Genomic DNA, 21,135 nt, shown 5'->3' with positions numbered 1-21,135 from the left:
CCGACGCGGCCGTTCTGACCGGCGCCGCCAAGTCCGGCCTCATTAGGTCGCGGGCGTTTCAGTCATGTGACGGTTTGAGGGAATTATGTTGAATTATGTGGTTCCGTGTGGGAATTTCACGCCATTGCCCCACCCACCCTATCCGCTGAAAAACCTGTTTCTTATCAATCTATACGCTCAACGTCCGTTTGGTTTCAGCCTTTTATACCGTACCCGGAACGAAACGATCGAGGCGTCATAACGCCATTCATATGAGAGCCTTAAGGCGAATTATGTGGTTGTGTGTGGGATTTGGCGTTGATAAAGGGGATCGACCATGAGCGCCGCCCTCCTCAAAGACTCTAAACACCTCAGCCAAGGGGCCCGCCTGGCCGAGATCCTCCAGCTGATGGAGGAGAAGGCGTTCTGGACGGTCTCCGAGCTCGCCGGCCGGTTCGAGGTGTCGGAGGAGACGATCCGTCGCGACGCCCGCCAGTTGGAGCGCAGCGGCGTCTTGCAAAAGGTGCACGGCGGCCTCTCCTCCACCAATAATCTGATCGAGGCGCCCTATCGCATCCGCCTGCGCGAGAACGCCGAGGCCAAGCAGAAGATCGCCCAGAAGGCCGCCAGCCTTGTCACCGAGGGCATGACCCTGCTGCTCGATTCCGGCACCACCTGCCATTGGCTCGCTCGCGCCCTGGCCTCGGTGCGCAACCTGACCATCGTCACCAACAGCGTCGAGATCGCCCACGAGGTCCTGGGCAATCCCGGCCAGCGCCTTCTGCTGGCGGGCGGCCAGGTCAATCCGGTCCACAACGCCGCCTTCGGGCCGGAAGCCAAGTCCTTTTGCCGCCGCTTCGCCCCCGACCTGACCGTCCTGTCGATGGGCGCCGTGGACGCGGACCGGGGCTTCCTCGACTTCGACGCCGACGAGGCCTCGTTCAAACAGAGCCTGCTGGAACAGGCGCGCCGCATCGTCGTCCTGGCCGATCACACCAAGTTCGCCAAGTCCGGCTTCATCCAGGTCGCATCGTTCCGCGACGTTCAGGACCTGGTGACGGACCTGCCCCCATCCAGCGCCCTCTCCCGTGTTGCGGCCCAGTGGGACACTCGGCTGCACGTCGCAGATCCGGCCTAGTCAGCGCACCCGCGTGTCCACGCTGATCCGCACGGCGTCATGGCGCCAGTGCTCGCGGTCGAACTCAACCACCCGTCCCTGGGCGTCATAGCTGGTGCGCTGCACAGCCAGCCCCGGCAGACCGGACTTCGCCCCCAGAACCTCGGCCTCATAGCCGGTCAAGGCGCACGGCTGCATGCTGACCCGATTGCGCGCGACCGACAGTCCGTATGCGCTCTTCAGTATTTCGGTCAGCGATTGGTCGAACGAAAAGCGCAATAGGTCGGGCGTCAGGGCCGCATCGACCACGATCTGCTCGACCAGGACGGCCCGTCCATCCACATGGCGTCGGCGCCGGATCATGTGCAACGGTGCGCCCGCCGGTCGCCCGAACACCTCGGCCAGCAAGGGATCGGCCACGATGGTCTCGGCGGACATGGTCTCTGTCGCCGGGACCCGACCCTGGGCCTCCACATAGGAGATGAAGCCTTCCCAGCGCGTCGGATCATAGACCACCGGCGGCGGCGACACATACCAGCCGCTGCGGTCCCGGCGGTAGATTAGCCCCTCGGCCTCCAGCTGGAACAGCCCCTCGCGGACGGTGCCGCGCGCCAGCCCCATCTCCTCCTGCAACTGTCGCTCGGACGGCAGCTTGTCGGTGGGCTTCAACTCGCCTGACGCGATGCGGCCCGCCACGCGGTCCCGCATGTCGAGGTAGTGGAGGCCGTCCGACCTCTGATCGGGCGCGATGTTCGTCATACAGGTCCCTGACTGGTCGAGCCGTTTATCCGACGACAGACGATTACCACCAAGCGCGCTCTTGAAGCCCGCCATTTCACGAAAGCTTCGCCAAACACCGGCCTTCCATCTGGTATGGACCAGTCACGCCCTCATCGCAAATGCGGCGCGGACGGTCGGGAAGATCACGGCGACCCTCCCCGGCCTGGCCCCGCCCTGTCTTCAGGAGCTCTTCCATGCGCACGCCCTTCCTCTGCCTGCCCCTATTTGCGGGCGCCCTCGTCGCCGCCGCGCCCGCCCACGCCGAGCCCCGCCGCGCCGGCCATGTGATCATCATCGGCGTCGACGGCCTCAGCCCCAACGGCGTGATCAAGGCCGACACCCCCGTCCTCGACGAGATGATGGCCAAGGGCAGCTGGAGCCTGCACGCCCGCGGCGTCCTGCCGACCACCAGCGGCGCGAACTGGGCTTCAATGATCACCGGCGCCGGTCCCGAGCAGCATGGCGTGACCAGCAACGACTGGCAGGTGGGCGAGTTCAACTTCCCCACCTCGGTCACCGGCTCCGGCGGCTTCTTCCCCTCGATCTTCCAGATCCTGACCGATCAGAACCCCGGGTTAGAGATCGGCTCCATTTACAACTGGGACGGCTTCGGCCGTCTCTACGACCACCGCTTCGTCGACTATGACGCCCATGGCGCGGACGAGGACAGGACCACCGACCTGGCCGTCGATTATATCAAGGCCCGGCGTCCGGACTTCCTCTTCATCCACCTGGACCACGTCGATCACGCCGGACACGCCGACGGCCACGGCACGCCCCACTATTATGAAGCGGTCACCAAGGCCGACGCCCTGATCGGCCGGATCCGCCAGGCGACGGTGGAGGCCGGAATCGCCGAAGACACGGTCATTCTGGTGACCTCCGATCACGGCGGTGTCGGCAAGGGCCATGGCGGCGAAAGCCTGGCCGAGCTGGAAATCCCCTGGATCGCCTATGGGGAGGGGGTGAAGCCGGGCGTCGAACTGGACCTGCCCATCAACACCTTCGACACGGGGGCGACAGTCGCCTGGCTGCTGGGGGCCGACATCCCCTACGCCTGGCTGGGCCGTCCGGTGCGTCCGATCCTTCAGGGCGAGGCCATGCCGGTCCAGGCCTATCGCACCAGCAGCTTCTACGCCCCCCCGGCCATCCTGCCGGCCGGATCGGGCAACACCCCGCCCGGCGGCCTGTTCATCGACGGCCCGGCCCGCATGAGCCTGCAGAACCCCAATACGGTCGGCGAGGTCCGCTACACCCTCGACAACACCATCCCGACCCCCGCCTCGCCGCTCTACACGGCTCCAGTCGAGATCGCGCGCAACACCATCGTCCGGGCCACGGTCTTCGTTGACGGCAAGCCGGCCAGCGTCCCGTCGGTCGGCTATTTCCGCGTCCTGGACCCGCGCATCGCTGCGAGCCGGGGGGTGACCTACAGCGTCTATCTGCTGCCCGATGCCCCGGTGCGGCTGCCCGACTTCTCCCGCCTGACGCCGGTCGGTTCCGGCAAGGCGCATGAGATCACGGTCGACGGCCTGACCCTGCCGCGCGAAGACGCCGTCGCCGTGGTCTTCGAAGGCCAGATCCAGATCGACACCGCCGGCGAATACGGCTTCTCGACCGCGTCGGACGACGGCAGCAAGCTTTACATCGACGGCAAGACGGTCGTGGACAATGACGGCGATCACGGCGTGATCACCGCCGCCGGCACGATCCGCCTCGAACCCGGCAAGCACGCCATTCGCGTCGAATGGTTCAACGGCGGCGGCGGCGCCTGGCTGGGCGCCTATTTCGAAGGTCCGGGCATTCCGCGCCAGTTCATCGATCCGAACCGGCTGATCCCGCGCTGAGGGCATAAGCCAGTGATCGAGCGGGACGGCCCCGCTCGATCACCAGGCTACCCGCACCCAGACCTTCTTGGTATAGACCAGAAAACACTCCTCGAGCGCCCCATGCCCCGCCCTGCGTCTTCCGAAGATTTCGTCACGACCATCTTCGACCTGTTTGAGCGGATGGGCGGCGACCACTACGGCGAGGCCGTGACCCAGCTGGATCACGCCCTTCAGACGGCGCACCACGCCCGCGAAGCCGGGGAAGCGGACACTCTCGTCGCCGCCGCCCTCCTGCATGACATCGGCCACCTGCTGCAGAAACACGGACAGGACGCCGCCGATCGCGGCATCGACGCCGTGCACGAGCGGATCGGCGCCGCCTGGCTGGCCCAAACCTTCGCGCCCGAGGTTTCGGAACCGGTGCGGCTGCACGTCGAGGCCAAACGCTATCTGGCCACCACCGAGCCCGGCTATGCTGCGGCTCTCAGCCCGGCCTCCCTCCAGAGCCTACATCTCCAGGGCGGCCCCATGAACGAAGACGAGGCCGCCGTCTTCCGCACCCATCCCCATTTCGACACGGCCATCCGCCTGCGTCGCTACGACGAGATGGGCAAGACCGAAGGGGCCGTCATCGCCCCCCTGTCCGCCTACAAGGACATGCTGACGGCGCTGGCCGTGCGGTCAGCCTAGGCAGCGCGCCGGGCCGCCTCGGCCTCCAGCGCCGGGACCAGATCCGCGACCGTATCGATCACCAGATCGGCGCCCGCCGCATAGAGCCGCTCGGACGCCTCGGCCATCAACGCCGCCCGCGCCTCCGGCGGCAACCCCGCCAGCGCCTGCTCGCTCAGCCCGACCATATTGCCCGAGGCGGCCACCCCGACGGTGAAACAGCCGGCGTTGCGCCCCTCGGCCATCCCCACCTCCGCGTCGTCGACCTTGACCACCCGCGACAGGGGCCAGACGTCCAGATCCAGACAGGCCTTGTAGAGCATCTGCGGCGACGGCCGTCCCTGCGGCGTCTCGTGCGCGCAGACCACCGTGTCCGGGGCGTATCCCTGCTGCGCCGCGCGCGACAGCACGGCCTGCATCATCGCCCGCGTATAGCCGGTGCAGGACCCAATCTTCAGCCCCTCGGCGCGCAGCCATGCGACCGTGTCCGCCGCCCCCGGGATCAGGGCCGCCGTCTCCTGCGCCAGTCGGATCATCGGCGCCTCCAGCGCGGCCATGACTTTATCGACCGCCGCCGAATCGGGCTCACCGCCCTGGGCCGCGCGCCAGGCCTGGGCGACGTCGGCCTGTTCGAACAGGGCGCGCACATGGTCGGCCTTGGCCCGTCCCATGTCCTTGCGCGCCTCCGTCTCCGAGACCGTCACCCCCAGGGCGGCGAAGGCCTCGACCAAAGCCAGGACCGGAGCCCGGCTGCCGAAATCGACCATGGTTCCGGCCCAGTCGAACACCACCATGTCGAAACAGTCGCGAATACGGGTCATGACCGGGGGGTCTCCTCGAAAAGATCGGCGATCGCCTCCTCGGCGAAGGCGAAGGCGGTGGAGGCGCCGTTGCCGGCGGTGACCACCGCCAGTCGGACGCGGGGATGGGGCGCGGCGATCAAACTGCCGCTCGCGCCCTTCGCATAGGTGCCGACCCAACGATCCAGCACCGCCGGCGCCGCCCGGCCCGTGGCGGCGCGCCATTCGTCCAGGATCAGCCGCTCGACCGCCTCGCTGGCGAAGGGATCGGGCGTGTCGGCGTCGTGATGGCTGTCACCGACCACCAGGGCGCCGTCGGCGTCCTGAACCGCGATCAGATGCACCCCGTTGGCCAAGGCCTCGCCCTGCTCCGTCTCCAGCCGCGCGCGCAGGGCGGCGGCCTGCGGCAGGTCCGCATAGCCGCCGTAGCGCACCAGCCCCAGATCCGACATCACCGGGGCCGGCAGGGCGAACCCCGGCGCCGCCAGCCGCATCATCTGCAACTTGCAACGTTCCAGTCCCGTATCCGCCAGATATTCGGGATAGAGGCTGACCAGATCGTCGCCGGGACAGACCACCACCGCCTCCGCCTCGACCACGCCCCTCGCGGTGACGATGCGCGGCGGCTCGACCGCATGGACCGCCGTCTGTCGCATGAAGACGACCCCAAAGCGCGCCGCCAGCCAGTCGGCCAGGCGCGGAATGGCGGTCCGAGAATCCACCCGCCGTTCATGCGCGCTCCACAACACCCCGACGGTCTGATCGCCGACCACCTCCGGCGCCCGCTCGCGCGCCGCCTGCGGCGTCAGCAGCCGGCACCCCTCCCCCATTTCCGTCTCGAGAAAGGCCTCCAGCACCGCCAGGGATTCGGGCCGGCGCACGGACATCCACAGCCCCCGCTGCACCACCCCGATCCCGGCCTCGCCCACGACCTCGTCCCAGACGTCGCGGCTCCGCACCGCCCGTTCCCAGATCACACCGCGCGGCTGGCCCGTCACGGTGATAAAGCCGAAATTGCGGATCGAGGCCCCGTTCGCCTGGGCGTCGCGGTCGATCACCACGACCGACAGCCCGCGCCGCGCGGCGGCCAGGGCGGCGGCCAGGCCCACGATCCCCGCCCCCACCACAGCCACGTCGTAAACCGTCTTCACTGCCCGCCGCTCCGTCATCCAGCCGTCGTACGTCTGGTCTAGACCACGCGCATGCAACAGGGGCAAGACACGTGATGGATCGGCTACGGCTTTGGCTGGCGCGGGCGCATCCCGTCGCCTTCGTCCTGTTCGCGGGCCTGGCGGGCTTCTGCGCCTATTTCTCGATGTACGCCTTCCGCAAACCCTTCACGGCGGCCACCTTCGACGTCGTCGCGGGCTGGGACTTCGCCCTGGACTACAAGGTGGCCCTGGTCATCGCCCAGGTCGCTGGCTACGCCCTGTCCAAGTTGGCGGGGGTCAAGCTGATCGCAGAAATGCGGCCGGAACGGCGGGCGATCGCCATCTTGATCCTGATCGGAATTTCGTGGCTGGCGCTGGTGCTGTTCGCCGTCGTCCCCGCGCCCTGGAACGTCGCCGCCCTGTTCCTGAACGGCCTGCCGCTGGGCCTGATCTGGGGCCTGGTGTTCGGTTTCATGGAAGGGCGGCGCACCAGCGAGGTCCTGGGGGCCATACTGTGCGCCAGCTTCATTCTATCGTCTGGGGTGGTGAAGTCGGTGGGCAAGGCCCTTATGGACACCGCCAGCGTCAGCCCCTTCTGGATGCCGGCGGCGACCGGCGTCGTCTTCATGCCCCTGCTGGCGATTTCTGTCCTGGCGCTGGCCGCCCTGCCCCCGCCCAGCGCCGCCGACGAGGCCGAACGCGTCGCCCGCCGCCCTATGATGGCCAGGGAGCGCACCGCCTTCCTCGCGGCCCACTGGCCGGCCCTGCTGCTTCTGGTCTCTGCCTATGTCGCCCTGACCGCCTTCCGCGACCTCCGCGACAATTTCGCCGCCGAGATCTGGCGCGCCCTGGGTTACGGCGACGCCGCCGATGTCTTCACCGCCAGCGAAGGCCCCGTGGCCGCCCTGTCCCTGGTGACGATGGGCCTGCTGATTCTGGTCAAGAACAACGGCCGGGCCCTGCTGCTGATCCACGGGGTGATCCTGGCGGGCTTCGCGATCATGGGCCTATCGACCCTGGCCTTCCAGCAGCACCTGCTGTCGCCGATCGCCTGGATGATCGCCAGCGGCGCCGGCCTGTACCTGGCCTACACCCCGTTCAACGCCATGCTGTTCGACCGTATGATCGCCTATACGGGCACGGTGGCCACCGCCGGCTTCCTGATCTATGTCGCCGACGCCTCGGGCTATATGGGCAGCGTCGCCCTGCTGCTGGTCCGCAACTTCGCCGCCATCGACCTGCCCTGGCTGCCCTTCTTCATCACCGCCGCCTACGCCACCAGCATCATCGGCATGGTTTTAGTCGCCGTGGCGGCGGCGCTGTTCTTGCGCGGTCGGAGGCGGGGCGTGCAAAGCGCCTAGAGCGTAAGCGACGTCAGACTTTACACTGCCGCAGAAGAATGCCCCCGCAAACAAGCCGTGCTTCAGCGCACGGTCGCCAAAGCACGCGCCGTCACCAGCAGGGCGGTACGCTGCCGACCGCCCATGCTGTCATACAGGCCGGCCAGTTCGTCCAACACCTCTCCACGTGACGGCTCCCCGGATCCGTCCACCTTCGGATAGAAATCCATCACCGAGCAGCCCAGCGCCGCCGACGCCTTGGCCAGCGTCGAGGCGGCCATACGGTTCACGCCGCGTTCGTACTTCTGCACCTGCTGAAACGTAACCCCCAGGGACTGGGCCAGCTTCGCTTGCGTAAGGCGCTCGCGTTGGCGCAAGGCCCTCAATTGCGTCCCCACGTGGACATCGATCGGGTCGAGGGCATCATGCTGTACGGCCATCAGGCATCTCTCTGTAGTCAGACGATCCCGTTATAGCGTCGGTTGCCTTGGGCGCCAGAGGACACCCCCGAGAAGCGAGGCGATAAGCGCGATATTCCAAACATAATAGGCGGTGACATAGGCCCATTGCTCCAACGCCCTATTGGTCGCGAACACATAGTGCGTCGCCAGCACCAGAAACTGAAACCCGGCCGCAGCCTGAGTCCAGCGCCGACCCGATTGCAACGCCGCATAAAGCAGGAACAGGAAGACCGCCGAATCAGCCGCAATGGCGGCCCACGGGGCGTTTCGATAATCGAACGAGCCGAGCGCAGTCACCGCCCACGCCACACCAAGCACGACCGCAGCCGCCTTTTCCCAACGACCGCCTCGCCAGAAAGCGAGCGCGGCGGTCAGAAGGAAAAGGCACAGGGTGAACAGATAGATCGGCGACATGGACGCACCGTATCAGCATCGCACTGATTCAGGCGGCCTCTTTAACCACCATCAGACGCGTCTCCCGAGGCACTTGAGTCTCTGTCTTCTCCAGTCCCCCCATCCGCACGCTGCGGAATTTGGTGTGTTCCTTCACCTCGGCCAAGGCGTGGTGCAGTTCGACCATCGCCTCCTGCGCCTCAATCTGGGCCGCCATGGCGCGGGCCAGGGCGTTGAAAGCCGGCTGACCGACCGTGGCGGACAGTCCAGCCTCCTTGCGGCTTCGGGTTAGCGCCTGGGCGAGTTTGCCGAGACGGTTGATCGATTGATCCTGTCCGGCTTCAGCCAGGTGCAGGGCATGGTGGAGGCGTGCAGCGATAGCCGCCGCCTGTTCGGCGCGTTTCATTTGGGGATCCGTTGGAAAAGAGCGGGAGCCGCCAGTCAGCCGCCGTAGCGCAGTCTCTGCAGCAGGAAGGCGAACTGTTCGGCCCCGGCGAGGGCTGTCACGATCCAGACCGCTACGGCTGCGACGCCGAAAACGATGAGGATGCTTCCGAGCCGCCTGTGTCCGAGGTCGAGGGACTGAACTTCGCGTCCAGCATCGCGGACGCGATGTAGAACAGTTCGGTCATCACCCCGCCAGGCGTCAGGAAGTGGGCTTGCTTGCGCGTGCCCTCCACCAAATGCCGGATCATGAGGCGCTTCGTTTCCGTGGTGGCCATCGTCGCTAGGATGGCTTCCATTTCGCGCCAGCTGATGGGCGGGATCGTATCGTCGAGGTGGGTCATGGGGCGTCCTTTCAGCCGCTCCAACTGGACCGATCCCCAACGTCGCCGCCATTGCGATCCCTTCGTATTGGGAATCGTTCGGAGGGGCCTCCGCCGCCGCCAAAACCAAGGCCGCCGCCACACGGTTCTCGACCGCAAGCTTACGCGCAGCGTTCTCGCAATGCTTGTCAACTGTCCCGGGCTTGATCCCTAGGGTCCGCGCGATCTGCTTGGAATTATGGTGAGCATGGACCAGCCGCAGACACTCCCGCTCTCGCGCCGTCAGCAGTTCCAAAGTCTCGGACATCGCGGCCTCCCCCTCGAGCCCCTATGTCGCCCGGACGACGCCTAGCGGCAACGGTGTTAACGCGAATTCGCCAGCGGGCGACGGGCGCTGTCAGTCTAACGCCAACCTGTCTCCACTGAAGGTGATCGTAGATGGCTGACCGGGGACGATTTTGCATGAAGCCGCTGTCGTTCAGACGCCACCGCCTCCCGGCCGTAGTGATCCGCCATCCGGTGTGGCTACATTTCCGCTTCAATACCGCCCTGCGCGACGTCGAAGAGATGTTCCGCTGGACCGGTGGGCGTCGAATGCACCTCTGGCGCGCCGTCGATGACGAAGCCGAGGTGCTCGATCTCGTCGTCCTCCCAGCGGCGCCGCGACAGTCACGCCGCGCTGAAGCGTCAGGGACGCTTGCTGCAACCACCCCGTCGTGCCGGACCAGATTACGACCGACGGCCTGACGTCATACGGATCAGCACTTCGAGCGCGCGGCCTCGCCAACATCCCTCGGCCAGGCCGAGCACGAGAGAACCTCGAGAACTCCCGCCTTCCTATCCGCCGGCGAGAACGCCAGCAGCAGCAGGGCTTCAAATCCCAGGCCTCCGCCCAACGATTCCTCACCACCCAGGCCGCGATCTACAACACCTTCAACGTCCAGCGTCATCTGATCTGCCGAACGCGCCTTCGCCGTTTCCGCGCCGGGGCCGACGCCGACTAGGACATCTGCAACTCAAGGCGGTCAACCTGACAGCGCGTTCGCTGGACCGTTCAGGTTTCAATCGCAACGCTTTGGCGACGACTCGTCACAATGCCGAAATCCACACGTCTGATCGATGCTGCTAGGCCGCGTCGCGTGCGGGCCCCACCCACCCTTCTCCTGAGGCGCGCTATGATCCCAGACATTACCCTTGCTGTGAGTGCGGAACAACTCGCCGCCTTCCACCGGAACTGCCGGAGCTACTGGCTCGGTTATGGCTACGCCCAAAGGGTGGAAGACGGCCTGACCCTGTACAGCGTCGGCGCGAACCACCCTCAGTTAAACGGGGTGATGTGGCTGGGGTCCGGGAGCCTCGACGCCAAGATTTCCGAGGCGCGGCGACGGCTGGCCGGTCATCCCTGGCTATGGTGGGTGGGCGGCGACAGCGACCCGGCGACATTGGCCGCCCTCGCCGCGGCAGGTGGCGAAACAGTGGGCGTCGCGCCGATCATGGCGATCCGCACCGACGCAGTCCGCACCCTGCCCCGTCCGGCGGATCTGCATGTCGATCGCTTGCCCGAAGGCGCTCCACTTTCGTCCTGGGTCGCCGCCTATGCTCCGGCCATGGGGGTGCGCGAGGCCGACATCCCCCTCGTCGTCGCCGCCGAGGAGGCGCGCCAGGACGCCCCGGGCGTCCTGGTCCGTTTCGAGGGCCGGATCGACGGACGGATCGTCGGCGTCAGCGAACTGTTGCTCGCCGACGGCGTCGCCGGAATATATCTCGTCGCAACGGACGAGGCTTGGCGACGTCGCGGCGTCGGGGCGGCGCTCACCTCGGCGGCGCTCGCCTGCGCGCGTGAACATGGGTTTCCACTGGCCACCCTCCAGGCCACCCCGATGGGTGAGCCCCTGTATCTCAGCCTAGGGTTCGCGAAGGTGGCCGAATACCAGATTCTCGCGCTTCCCCCGCTGTGACACGCGCCCGCTACGGGCCTTCAGGGGGATGGATCTCGGATATGAAGGCGTCGGCGGTTCTCCGCCGACGCCTCGATTTTACGCAGATCTGATGATCAGCAGCTGTAGTACATGTCGAATTCGACCGGGTGCGGGTGCAGTTGCAGGCGCATCACCTCTTCCATCTTCAGCTCAATGTAGCTGTCGATGAAGTCGTCGTCCATGACGCCGCCCTTCTTGAGGAAGGCGCGGTCCTTGTCGAGGTTCTCGAGGGCTTCGCGCAGCGAGCCGCAGACCTCGGGGATCGAGCCGCGCTCTTCCGGCGGCAGATCGTACAGGTTCTTGTCGGCGGGCGCGCCCGGATCGATCCGGTTCTCGATCCCGTCCAGGCCGGCCATCAGCAGGGCGACGAAGGTCAGATAGGGGTTGCCCATCGGGTCGGGGAAGCGGGCTTCCAGACGCTTGGCCTTCGGCGACGAGACGTGCGGGATGCGGATCGAGGCCGAACGGTTGCGGGCCGAATAGGCCAGTTTCACCGGGGCTTCATAGCCGGGGACCAGACGCTTGTAGCTGTTGGTGGTCGAGTTGGCGAAGGCGTTGATGGCCTTGGCGTGTTTGATGATGCCGCCGATGTACCACAGGCATTCCTGCGACAGGCCGGCGTATTTGTCGCCGGCGAACTGGGGCTTGCCGTCCTTCCAGATCGACATGTGGACGTGCATGCCCGAGCCGTTGTCCGCGAACATCGGCTTGGCCATGAAGGTCGCCGACTTGCCATAGGCGGCGGCGACGTTGTGGATCACGTACTTATAGAGCTGCAGCCGGTCGGCCATGGTCAGCAGGTCCGAGAACTTCAGACCCAGTTCGTGCTGGGCCGGGGCCACCTCGTGGTGGTGCTTCTCGGGCTGGAGGCCCAGGTCGCGCATCACGCCCAGCATTTCGCCGCGCAGATCCTGGCCGGAATCGACCGGGTTGACCGGGAAATAGCCGCCCTTGGGCCCAGGGCGGTGGCCCATATTGCCTTCGGTGTATTCGGCGCCGGTGTTGGCCGGCAGCTCGGTCGAATCATACGAGTAGGAGGTGTTGTGCGGCTGGGTCGACCAGCGCACGTCGTCGAAGATGAAGAACTCGGCTTCCGGGCCGAAATAGACGATGTCGCCGATGCCCGAGGACTGGACATAGGACAGGGCCTTTTTGGCCATCGAGCGGCTGTCGCGGTTGTAGGGTTCGCCGGTGTCCGGGTTCAGCACGTCGCAGAACAGGAACATGGTCGTCTGCTGATAGAACGGGTCGATGTAGGCCGTGGTCAGGTCCGGCTTCAGCAGCATGTCGGACTCGTTGATGGCCTTCCAGCCGGCGATCGACGAACCGTCGAACATCGTGCCTTTGGTCAAGAACTCGGAATCGACCAGGTCGACGTCGAAGGTGACGTGCTGCATCCGCCCCCTAGTGTCGGTGAAGCGGAGATCGATGTATTCGACGCCCTTCTCGTGGATTTCGCTCAGCAGCGTGTCGGCGGTTTTCATTCTAGGTCCTGTTTCTGAGAGGATGACGTCCCCCGGTGCTGTGGGGTGACCCCGGGGGACGTCGCGGGCGCGTCATCCATCCGCCTGCTTCGGCGACGAACGCGGTCGCTTTCTGGCGGATGTGCGCCCCGCCACATCAACACAGGCCTGGATTGGCGACGCGCGACAGCAAGGGCGACATCCTGTTACCGCTGGAACAAAGTGCGGATCGTCATCGTCTGCGACGGCGTCAGATGGGGGCGAGCCCCTGGCGGGGAACAGGTTCAGAAGAGGGGGATCGCCCCAGGTCGATCGGTCGTGGCGCCGTGCATCAAGCAGCGGACGCGAGAATCGGCGAGCAGCAGGCCGCCCCAGATCAGGCCGCCCAGCACCAAACAGATGATCTGCGGCGGCGAGCCGAGCTCGCCGATGCGGACGTGCGCGCAGATAGCGCCGCCGAGGAAGCCGGTGCACAGGATAGCGCCCAGCGGGGCCAGTCGGGGAATGAGCAAAAGCAGGGCCGCCCCGAGGATCACCAGCCCGATCAGCGGAGCGAGGCCGGGTTCAAAGCCCGCGTGGCCCAGCGCTGCGATTATCGGCGGTGCGGAGGTCGCCAGCAGCGCGCCATCAAGGAGCAGGGCGAGCGCGGCGGCGCTGACAAGGATCCGGCCGATCAGGTGTGTAGGAAAGGTCATAGGCAAGGTTCTTTCGTGGGCGTGATACCGGCAGGGGACGTCGGGTCAGGCGTGCAGTCCCGACAGGAGGATGAGTTGGAGGCTGAGCAGCATGAAGACGCCGCCCGTCGTGCGATCGACGGCGGCCATGACCCCGGGACGACTCAGCCAGGGCCGAATGCCGGCGGTGACGCCCGACAGGACGAGAAACCAGGTCAGGGCGATGCCGACATGGAGGCCGGCGAGGCCGAACGCGGTCCCGCTTCTTGCGTCCGCCGGCAGGAACTGCGGCAGCAGGGTCAGGTAAAAGAGGCCGACCTTCGGGTTCAAAATATTGGTTGTGAACCCGCCCCGTACAGAGCTGGCGACTGACGGCGCCTTCCCTACGGGTGTGGCGCCGGCCGAGAAGATGCGGCGAGGCCTGACCAGCAGGCGTAGGCCAAGCCAGGCCAGATAGGCCGCGCCCGCCCATTTGAGCACCTCGAACGCCAGCGGCCAGGCAGCCAGAAGAGCGCCAAGTCCGAAGGCCGCGGCGCCACCCCAGCACAGGCAACCGATGGCGATGCCAAAGGCGGTCGCCGCCCCATGACGGACACCGTCGGCGGCGGCCGAGCGCAGCACCATGGCCGTATCGAGCCCAGGCGCCATTGTCAGGACGAAGGCAGTGACGAGGAAGGCGGAAAGAGCTTCCGGTGACATGGACGAACTCGAGACGTCGGCGCGGTCAGTCGTGTCTCCGGCCAACCTTCAGCGACGGCCGTTTCAACCCGCCGCATTTCGCGCCGCCTTCAGAACCGTAGGGAAGCGGTTTCAAGCGTAACAAGGCCTGCGTGACCGCGGCCTCGAAGCGTTCCGAATCCGGCCCACTGGAAGCGCTCCAGCCCAGCAGGTCCAGGCCGTCGGCACTGGCGGCCGGCGCACGCCGCGTGCCGATTGGCGCGGCGATTACAACGGCAACACCGCGCGCTCATCCGGTCATCGAAGCGCAATCTCCAGCGCCCAGGCAAGGGAGCTTCCACGCCTGTTTCGTGACGGAGGATTTCATTGCCGCGCCATCAACCGTCCGCGTCGGGGCAGGCCTCCCTGTATGGCAAGCGACGGCGGCTCCCGGTCTCCACCCTCGGAACGGCGACAGGGGTCCTTTACTGGCTCACGGCGACGGCGGCGACGCTGGTTGCGATTGATCCTTTCGCCCTCGCCTTCGTCGCCGGGCCCGGTGGGACGCTGCGGTCAGTCCTCGTCAGCCTGGGGTCCATTCTGGAGCCGACGCACATCCTGTCCGCCCTGTTCGTTCTGCTCGTGGTGGCGGGCCTGGGTCGAATGGGAATTCTCGGGCGTCGCCGTCAGATGCAATTTCATGGGCCGCTGTCGGCGGCATGGTCGCTGTTCAAGGCCGGTCTTCTGGCCACGTTCGCGGCCCTCTGTCTCAAGGCCCTCATCGGTCGCGCGCGACCGGACGGCGTCGCCTCGGATTGGCTGAGCTTCGATCCCTTCACCGCCAATGCGAGCTTTCACTCCCTACCTTCGGCGCACGCGGCCCTCGCGGGCGCCCTGGCCGTATCGGCGATGCGGCTGTCTCCGCAGCAGGGTTGGATTTGGCTGTCGCTCGCCGGGCTGGCCGCCCTGTCGCGGGTGCTCGGCGGAGACCATTGGCCCAGCGACATAATCGCGGGTCTTGGCCTGGGCGCCCTGATCGGTCAGACGGTTTCGTGCGTTAAAGACGCTCCCCTTCCCTCGAGGACATGACATGGCGAACTCTCTGACACAGGCAGTCCTGGGCGCCCTGGCCCTCGCCTTAGCCGCATGCGGGCCAGGCGATAGCCCTGCACCGCAGGCTGCCCCCTCGCCTCCGGCCCAGACTGAAACTGCGGTCCCGACCCCCGCCGTCCCATCCGCCGCTCCCGCCGCTCCGGCGCGCCCCGCCCCGCCGGCGAACCTTATGCCCCTGGTCGTGACCCAGGCTCAGATCGACGCCGAACACTCCCCCACGATGGACGCCTGTCTGGGCAGCGGAGACGCGGCCAGAGGGGTGACCCCGGCCATGGCCGCCTGCGTCAACGCCGAACTTGAGGCGCAGGACGCGCGTCTGAACACGGCCTACCGGGCGGCGATGGCCAGGCTCGACAGCGCCGGCCAGGCGAGGCTCCGCAGTGAGGAACGGGCCTGGATCCGTCAGCGCGATGACGGGTGCCGGGCGTCAGCCACAGGCGGGACCATCGACCGGATCCAGATCCCCGGCTGTCTGCTGAACGAGACCATTCGTCGTCGTCTCGCCCTGGAAGCGACCGGCGGCTAGATTCGGTTCAAGGAAGCGTCTCGTTCGGCCGCGCCCCGGTTTGGGCGAAAATCGCTTCGACGGTCGCGAAGCGGTCTTGAACGGCCGGCGAGGCAAGCGGCTCGACCATGACGACGAGCCGGCCGGTCGCGTCCCTGACCTCGAGCGTCAGAGGAATCCCGAACCGGACGGAAAGCGTGCTCCAGGCCGAGAGTTCGGCCAGGTCCTCGCCGGCGGAGGCGGTGGAGTAGAGGGAGACGAAGGGCGACGCCGCCAGCGCCCTGTACAGGCCCGGGCTCTGCGACAAAGGGATCGGCGGCCCGCGGCGGTAGGCGGACATCCCCAACGGTCCAGTCGCATAGGCGTCCGCCAGATCCCGGTAGCCGACCCACAGCGCGCCGAAGGGGCGCATCTCCATCGAAACGCCGAACGTCTGGTCAATCACATGGGTCGCTTCGTGGAGCAGAAGATAGGGGAGCGCCGGCGCGGCGCCCGCCGAGACATGAACACTGTAGCCTGAGCCGTCGTCCGTGAAGAGCATCGCCTCCTTTTGGGTCAGGAACGCGCTCAGGGTCTTGTCCAGGACGTCCGCGCGCAGGGTGATCTCGAAAAGGCTCTCTCCATCGGGCCCGTCGTAGGCGCGGGTCAGGGCTGTGCCCATGCTGGAGGGTGCATCAATGAAGCTAAGACGACCCAGGCGACGCTCCAGGACCTGCCGATGCAGAGGCGGCAGATCGGCGATCGCGCCTTCGACCAAGGCCCATTCCCGCTTGGTCAGTCGGTGCGCCTGGGCGTTCTCAGCGCCGGCCTGGCGATAGGCTTCGATTGTCTCATCGGAAGGCGGCGTAATCCGGCCTCGCAGTGTCGCGGGGTCGGCGCTCGCCGCCGGATCGCTCTGGGCCCGGGCATGATCGACGCCGGACAGGACGAGAAACCCCAAGACTGTCGCCGCGAGCAGCGGCTTCAGTTCGACCCAAGGCATCCGTGTGATGATCCGCATCTCTTGCATCAGTCGATCAACCGGGCGGTCAGCGCCAAGGCTATGCAAATTAGGTGTTTCCAACGTCGAGATCTAGCTGTTCCAGCTCTATGGCGCTCGCCCAGGCGCTGCGGGCGGCGTGCCGGACGGCGTCACCCCTGGAACACACCGACATCCGGCGCCCCCTGTCGGGACTCCAAGGCTTAAGCGACCCCGGCGGTGTCCGCCGGGGTCGCCCACAAGCCCTTGCCGACCTCTGCACAGGTGCGGCCTTTCAGGGCTAGAGCGCCGGGACCTCGCTGGCTTATTTCTTGAAGAATGCCAGCAGGTCCGCGTTCACCACATCCGAGTTGACCGTGCACATTCCGTGACTGAAACCCGGATAGATCTTGAGCTCCCCCTTCCGGAGCATGGGGGCCGCCAGCCGGGCGGACGTATCGACCGGCACCAGTTGATCATCGTCTCCGTGAAGGACGAGCGTCGGCACGGAAATGGCTCGCAGATCCTCAGTAAAGTCCGTCTCCGAGAAGGCCTTGATGCAGTCATAGTGCGCCTTGGCGCCGCCCTGCATGCCTTGACGCCACCAGTTGGCGATGACGCCCGGCTGCGGGGTCGCGCCAGGGCGGTTGAAACCATAGAAGGGCCCGCTGGGCAGGTCCCAGAAATACTGGGCCCGGTTGGCGGCCAGAGCGGCGCGGAAGCTGTCGAACAGCTCAAGAGGCAAGCCGTCGGGATTGCCCGCGGTCTTGACCATGACGGGCGTGATGGCGCCGATCAGCACAGCCTTCGCCACCCGACCGCCGCCGCCGTGGCGAGCGACATAACGCGCCACCTCGCCGCCGCCGGTCGAGTGGCCGACGTGAATGGCCGATCGCAGGTCGAGCGCGGCGGCCAGATCGGCGACGTCGGCGGCATAGTGGTCCATGTCGTTGCCGGTGTCCGTCTGTGCCGACCGGCCGTGACCGCGACGGTCATGGGCGATGACGCGATACCCCTTCTCCAGGAAGAAGAGCATCTGGTTGTCCCAGTCATCGCCGGTCAACGGCCAACCATGGTGGAACACGATCGGCTGGGCGTCCTTCGGCCCCCAGTCCTTGTAGAAGATTTCCGTGCCGTCGCGGGTCTTGATCGTGGTCATCACCGGAGCTCCTGGGTTGTCGGTGGGCTGTTGAAGAATGGCGGCCAGGGCCGAAGCAGGCAGGCCTAGGGCGAGGCCCGTCGCACCCGTCGCCGCCAGGAGGGCGCGACGGGTGGTCGCGGGGGCTGAATCTTCGTGCGTGGTCATGGCTTGCCGCCCCCCGGGGCTTTCAGTGAGTTGTTCCTGTGACTGACGGTGCCCGGACGCCATACGCGCCGCCAGTCGCCCTGGAGGTCGTGACATTCATCTTTGGTATCAGTCGACCGCGCATTCCCGCGCGACGTCAGCGGCGTCTACCCGGCAGACGGGGCGGTTTCAGACCCGCACGCTCGAACAGGCGGGCGGCGTCGAATGGGCGTCCGCCGCGATAGGCGCGGTGCGATGGCAGGGTGATCCTGACCTCGGTTCCCCGCCGGGACTGGCTCCAGATTTCGAGGCGCGCACCGATCCGCTCAGCCCGCTCCTGCATACCCAGCAGACCGAAATGGCCGCTTTTCTGACCGGTCGCGAGCACATCGTCAGGTAACCCGGGACCGTGGTCGCGGATCACCAACCTTAGCTCCAGACGGGCGTAGACCAGGGCGACCTCGATCTCGACGTCTTCACCATGCTGGACGGCGTTGCGCATGGCTTCCTCCGCAATGCGCAACAGTTCTTCGGCGACGGTGGGGTCGAGCGGTCGCTGGGTCCCTTCTATCGTGATGCGCGCTTCCGACTGGTTTGAGATCACCTCCCTCGCCGCGTCGGCAAGGGCCTGACCGAGGTCGGTGTCGGCGGCCCGCCGACGCAGATCACGCAAGCGCCGCCGCCCATCCACGATGAGGCTGTCGGCCCGGTCCAGGGTGTCGTCGACAGACGCCCTCAGCGCGCTGCCGGCCGGCAGGCGATTTGCGACCGACTGAAAACTGAGCAAGAGCCCCTGGACGCCCTGCAACCAGGTATCGTGAAGTTCACGCGCTATGCGCTCGCGCTCGGCGATGCGGATCTGGAACCGGTCCCTCAACTGGGCCGTCACCTGCCGCATTCGCAGCAGATAGGCGGCCGACGCCAGGCCAAGGAAGGCAAGAGCACAGAGCAACTTGAACAACATGGATTGCAAGAAGGTCGGCGCAATCGTGAAGGACACGGTCGCGCCTTTCCGGTTCCAGACCCCGTCCTCATTGGCTGCGATGATCTGAAAGCGATAAGAGCCTGGGCGCAGGTTGGTGTAGAAGGCTTGGCGACGCTGTCCCGGATCGACCCAGTCTTCGTCATGCCCGTCCAGCCGGTAACGCACCTGAACCCGTTCAGGAGCACCGAGACTAAGGGCTGAAAAGCTTATCGCCAGGTCCGACATTCCAGCCTTCAGCTGCACTGCCGTTGGGTCGCGTTCGAACACCCCACGGCCCTCCAGCTTCGTAATGACGACAGGTGGAGCCCGCTGGTTGACGGGGATGCGCGCCGGATCAATCCAGGCGGCGCCGATGGCTGTGGCGACCCAAATGCGCCCATCCCCCCCTTGGACCAGTGACCGCCAACTTTGAGACGCATAGCGGCTAAGAAGGCCATCGGAAGGACCAAAGACGCGGAACGGCGCGGCGTAGGCCGGATCAGCAAGCGATCTGTCGAAGGCCTGCGCCTGCATATAAATCAGACCGCGCGACGAAAAGGCCCAGACATCGCCATTCGGTCGCCTGATCAGACCGGTGCTGCCGCGAAAAGCCCGAACCGGTCCTGCGCTACCCGCCTCGGGAGTATGCCGCCCCACGCCCTCCCGGCCCGCGAACAACGTCCCGCTTGCCAAGGGAAACAGCGTCAAGAGGCTTCCTGTGGACAGCCGCTCAGGGGAGAGGACTTCCCGCCACCCCTGCGGCGTCCACTGAGCCAGAGCGTTCTGATCCAGATCAGCCCAAAGCCGGCCGGCGCCATCGCGTGCCAAAGTCTTCGCGTAGAACGGTTGGCCGCCGCTCAAGGCGAGCGTCTCCCAATTCCCGTTAATCCACCGAAACCCGCCATCACCTCCAGCGTTGACGTGCAATCCACCCGCCTCGTCCACCACACAGTCAGACAACTCGCGCTGCGCTGCGGCAGGCCGAGCTCGGACGATGGTCCGGCCGTCTGGGCGAAGGCCGCGAATGGCGTCAGAACTCACAATCCAGATGGTCCCATCCGGGCCTTCGCACAGGCCTTGCGGGAAAGCCGTACCTCTCATCAGGACTTCAGGAGATCCACCGGCAGACACGCGGTATACGGTGTCAGTCTCCGCGATATAGACCGTGCCGTCGGACGCCGAAAGCTGGACATTGCCATAGGGGCCCGGCCTCGAAAGCCCGGGCTCGGGGACGACGGGCGATCGACGAAATCGATCAAGGCCGCTTGCCGCTCCAACCCAGATATTGCCTTCACGATCTTCCAGAACAGACGTCGTCGCGTCGGAAGAAAGGCCGTTGACGGCGTTGAACCTGTCGATTTGTCGAGCGGCGAGCCCTGCCCGGCTTTTCGTCACCCCGCCCAGCAGGGTCGCCTCCCACAGATTGCCAAACCTGTCGAACAGCGGACGTCCGGGGCGACCTGAGTCATCGACCGGCATCCGGGTGGACGACGGAGAGCCAGTCGGAGCGCCCCGTGGCCCGCTTATGGGGCGGGCCGAACCGCGATCCAGCAGCCAGACCCGCCCTTCACCGTCCAAGGCGAGTCTGCCCAGGCTCGACTGCAGATTGGCGACGCGCTCGAAGCGCGCCCTGCTTGGCGCGAGGCGCAGAACATAGTCGGCATATCCGGCCCAAATCGCCCCATCCGCCGTCGCCAACAGGCTGGTCAGACCCGACCTTGGCAGTCCCGCAGTCGCGTCGATGCTTCGCCACTGTCCATTCGCGAAGCGCAACAGCGGCAGGCCTACATGGGGATCCCCTGCCCAGATCGATCCGTCCGGCGCCTCGATCAGGTGTCGGACCAGCCCATCCTCGTGCATGGGCAAGGGCGCCGTCGTAAGCCTGCCCTTGTGGTAGATCACCAGTCGCTGCGAGTTCCGCAACGCCGCCCAAACCGCGCCCGTCCGGCTCACCAGTACCGCGGTGACCTGGCCCGATCCGTCCCCGGACATGGGAGAAATCTGTTCAAATGTCAGGCCGTCGAAACGAACAAGCCCGCTTTCGGACGCCAGCCAGATAAAGCCGTCCGGCGACTGAGCCATCGCATAGATAAGCTGTGGAGCGCCCTCCGCCATCGTCCAGCGTGTGTGCTGGTACTGGGCGATGCGCCTTTCGGGCGTCCGGGCTTCGACGAGCGTGGCCGCTGCGAGCAAGGCGCTTGTCAGCGCCCATAGAAGAGTGACGGCCGCTGATCGACCGAACGACACCGCT

20 protein-coding genes and 2 pseudogenes are annotated in these 21,135 nt (G+C 66.3%); 8 read left to right on the top strand and 14 right to left on the bottom strand.

Annotated features, from left to right (window positions below; all coding sequences use genetic code 11):
• Positions 1–316: 316 nt before the first annotated feature.
• Positions 317–1,117: a DeoR/GlpR family DNA-binding transcription regulator gene (locus tag ACW170_RS10510; protein ID WP_492086638.1), complete on the top strand. Its 801-nt coding sequence runs from the start codon at positions 317–319 to the stop codon at positions 1,115–1,117.
• Here the strand turns inward: ACW170_RS10510 and ACW170_RS10505 are convergent, their stop codons facing one another.
• Positions 1,118–1,855, bottom strand: coding sequence for a UTRA domain-containing protein (locus ACW170_RS10505; protein WP_492086637.1), 738 nt, complete (start codon positions 1,853–1,855; stop codon positions 1,118–1,120). It abuts the gene before it with no gap.
• Positions 1,856–2,070: 215 nt separating this feature from the next.
• On the opposite strand from ACW170_RS10505, the gene ACW170_RS10500 reads away from it, so the two are divergent.
• Positions 2,071–3,723 carry an alkaline phosphatase family protein gene (locus ACW170_RS10500; RefSeq protein WP_492086636.1) on the top strand — a complete coding sequence of 551 codons (1,653 nt, stop codon included), beginning with the start codon at positions 2,071–2,073 and terminating at the stop codon, positions 3,721–3,723.
• 102 nt (positions 3,724–3,825) lie between these two features.
• Positions 3,826–4,395 carry a phosphonate degradation HD-domain oxygenase gene (locus tag ACW170_RS10495; protein WP_492086635.1) on the top strand — a complete coding sequence of 190 codons (570 nt, stop codon included), beginning with the start codon at positions 3,826–3,828 and terminating at the stop codon, positions 4,393–4,395.
• On the opposite strand, the gene phnX is transcribed toward ACW170_RS10495, so the two are convergent.
• Together phnX and ACW170_RS10485 are read right to left on the bottom strand one after the other, a co-directional pair.
• The gene (phnX, locus tag ACW170_RS10490) at positions 4,392–5,195 is read right to left on the bottom strand and encodes a phosphonoacetaldehyde hydrolase (protein WP_492086634.1); all 804 of its coding nucleotides are present in this window, start codon (positions 5,193–5,195) and stop codon (positions 4,392–4,394) included. The genes ACW170_RS10495 and phnX overlap by 4 nt on opposite strands.
• Positions 5,192–6,325, bottom strand: coding sequence for a TIGR03364 family FAD-dependent oxidoreductase (locus tag ACW170_RS10485; RefSeq protein ID WP_492086633.1), 1,134 nt, complete (start codon positions 6,323–6,325; stop codon positions 5,192–5,194). Before ACW170_RS10485 ends, phnX begins: the two co-directional genes overlap by 4 nt.
• Positions 6,326–6,399: 74 nt before the next feature.
• Between ACW170_RS10485 and ACW170_RS10480 the strand changes: the two genes are divergently transcribed.
• Positions 6,400–7,686 carry a DUF5690 family protein gene (locus tag ACW170_RS10480; RefSeq protein WP_492086632.1) on the top strand — a complete coding sequence of 429 codons (1,287 nt, stop codon included), beginning with the start codon at positions 6,400–6,402 and terminating at the stop codon, positions 7,684–7,686.
• A gap of 62 nt (positions 7,687–7,748) precedes the next feature.
• Here the strand turns inward: ACW170_RS10480 and ACW170_RS10475 are convergent, their stop codons facing one another.
• The 5 genes and pseudogenes from ACW170_RS10475 to ACW170_RS10455 form a co-directional block, all read right to left on the bottom strand.
• Positions 7,749–8,105: a helix-turn-helix domain-containing protein gene (locus ACW170_RS10475; RefSeq protein ID WP_492086631.1), complete on the bottom strand. Its 357-nt coding sequence runs from the start codon at positions 8,103–8,105 to the stop codon at positions 7,749–7,751.
• 30 nt (positions 8,106–8,135) lie between these two features.
• Positions 8,136–8,540 carry a hypothetical protein gene (locus ACW170_RS10470; protein ID WP_492086630.1) on the bottom strand — a complete coding sequence of 135 codons (405 nt, stop codon included), beginning with the start codon at positions 8,538–8,540 and terminating at the stop codon, positions 8,136–8,138.
• 28 nt (positions 8,541–8,568) lie between these two features.
• Positions 8,569–8,925, bottom strand: coding sequence for a hypothetical protein (locus ACW170_RS10465; protein WP_492086629.1), 357 nt, complete (start codon positions 8,923–8,925; stop codon positions 8,569–8,571).
• Between the two features lie 112 nt (positions 8,926–9,037).
• Entirely contained in the window at positions 9,038–9,307 is a 270-nt protein-coding gene (locus tag ACW170_RS10460; protein ID WP_271166521.1) for a hypothetical protein, read from the bottom strand.
• 163 nt (positions 9,308–9,470) lie between these two features.
• A pseudogene (locus tag ACW170_RS10455) lies at positions 9,471–9,593 on the bottom strand (LuxR C-terminal-related transcriptional regulator); the annotation flags it as partial.
• A gap of 155 nt (positions 9,594–9,748) precedes the next feature.
• Between ACW170_RS10455 and ACW170_RS10450 the strand changes: the two are divergent.
• Positions 9,749–10,290, top strand: a pseudogene (locus ACW170_RS10450) (DDE-type integrase/transposase/recombinase).
• 171 nt (positions 10,291–10,461) lie between these two features.
• Positions 10,462–11,244, top strand: coding sequence for a GNAT family N-acetyltransferase (locus tag ACW170_RS10445; RefSeq protein WP_492086628.1), 783 nt, complete (start codon positions 10,462–10,464; stop codon positions 11,242–11,244).
• Between the two features lie 95 nt (positions 11,245–11,339).
• On the opposite strand, the gene glnA is transcribed toward ACW170_RS10445, so the two are convergent.
• The 3 genes from glnA to ACW170_RS10430 all read right to left on the bottom strand — a co-directional run bounded on the left by glnA (position 11,340) and on the right by ACW170_RS10430 (position 14,101).
• Entirely contained in the window at positions 11,340–12,749 is a 1,410-nt protein-coding gene (gene glnA, locus ACW170_RS10440; RefSeq protein ID WP_492086627.1) for a type I glutamate--ammonia ligase, read from the bottom strand.
• A gap of 263 nt (positions 12,750–13,012) precedes the next feature.
• Positions 13,013–13,423 (bottom strand): DoxX family protein, encoded by a 411-nt coding sequence (locus tag ACW170_RS10435; protein WP_492086626.1) that lies wholly within the window; start codon positions 13,421–13,423, stop codon positions 13,013–13,015.
• A 45-nt stretch (positions 13,424–13,468) separates the two neighbouring features.
• Positions 13,469–14,101, bottom strand: coding sequence for a LysE family translocator (locus ACW170_RS10430; RefSeq protein ID WP_492086625.1), 633 nt, complete (start codon positions 14,099–14,101; stop codon positions 13,469–13,471).
• Between the two features lie 345 nt (positions 14,102–14,446).
• Between ACW170_RS10430 and ACW170_RS10425 the strand changes: the two genes are divergently transcribed.
• Together ACW170_RS10425 and ACW170_RS10420 are read left to right on the top strand one after the other, a co-directional pair.
• Entirely contained in the window at positions 14,447–15,148 is a 702-nt protein-coding gene (locus tag ACW170_RS10425; protein WP_492086624.1) for a phosphatase PAP2 family protein, read from the top strand.
• 193 nt (positions 15,149–15,341) lie between these two features.
• On the top strand, positions 15,342–15,698 hold the full coding sequence (locus ACW170_RS10420; RefSeq protein ID WP_492086623.1) for a lysozyme inhibitor LprI family protein: 357 nt from the start codon (positions 15,342–15,344) through the stop codon (positions 15,696–15,698).
• A gap of 7 nt (positions 15,699–15,705) precedes the next feature.
• On the opposite strand, the gene ACW170_RS10415 is transcribed toward ACW170_RS10420, so the two are convergent.
• The 3 genes from ACW170_RS10415 to ACW170_RS10405 form a co-directional block, all read right to left on the bottom strand.
• Positions 15,706–16,686 carry a hypothetical protein gene (locus ACW170_RS10415; protein ID WP_492086622.1) on the bottom strand — a complete coding sequence of 327 codons (981 nt, stop codon included), beginning with the start codon at positions 16,684–16,686 and terminating at the stop codon, positions 15,706–15,708.
• Between the two features lie 274 nt (positions 16,687–16,960).
• The gene (locus ACW170_RS10410) at positions 16,961–17,794 is read right to left on the bottom strand and encodes an alpha/beta fold hydrolase (RefSeq protein ID WP_492089168.1); all 834 of its coding nucleotides are present in this window, start codon (positions 17,792–17,794) and stop codon (positions 16,961–16,963) included.
• Between the two features lie 283 nt (positions 17,795–18,077).
• Complete coding sequence (locus ACW170_RS10405; protein ID WP_492086621.1) at positions 18,078–21,077, bottom strand: ligand-binding sensor domain-containing protein; 3,000 nt, start codon at positions 21,075–21,077, stop codon at positions 18,078–18,080.
• Positions 21,078–21,135 lie beyond the last annotated feature (58 nt).

It is taken from the genome of Brevundimonas sp. FV2ps16, from assembly GCF_058681075.1.
This window is presented reverse-complemented; position numbering and strand designations above follow the sequence as displayed.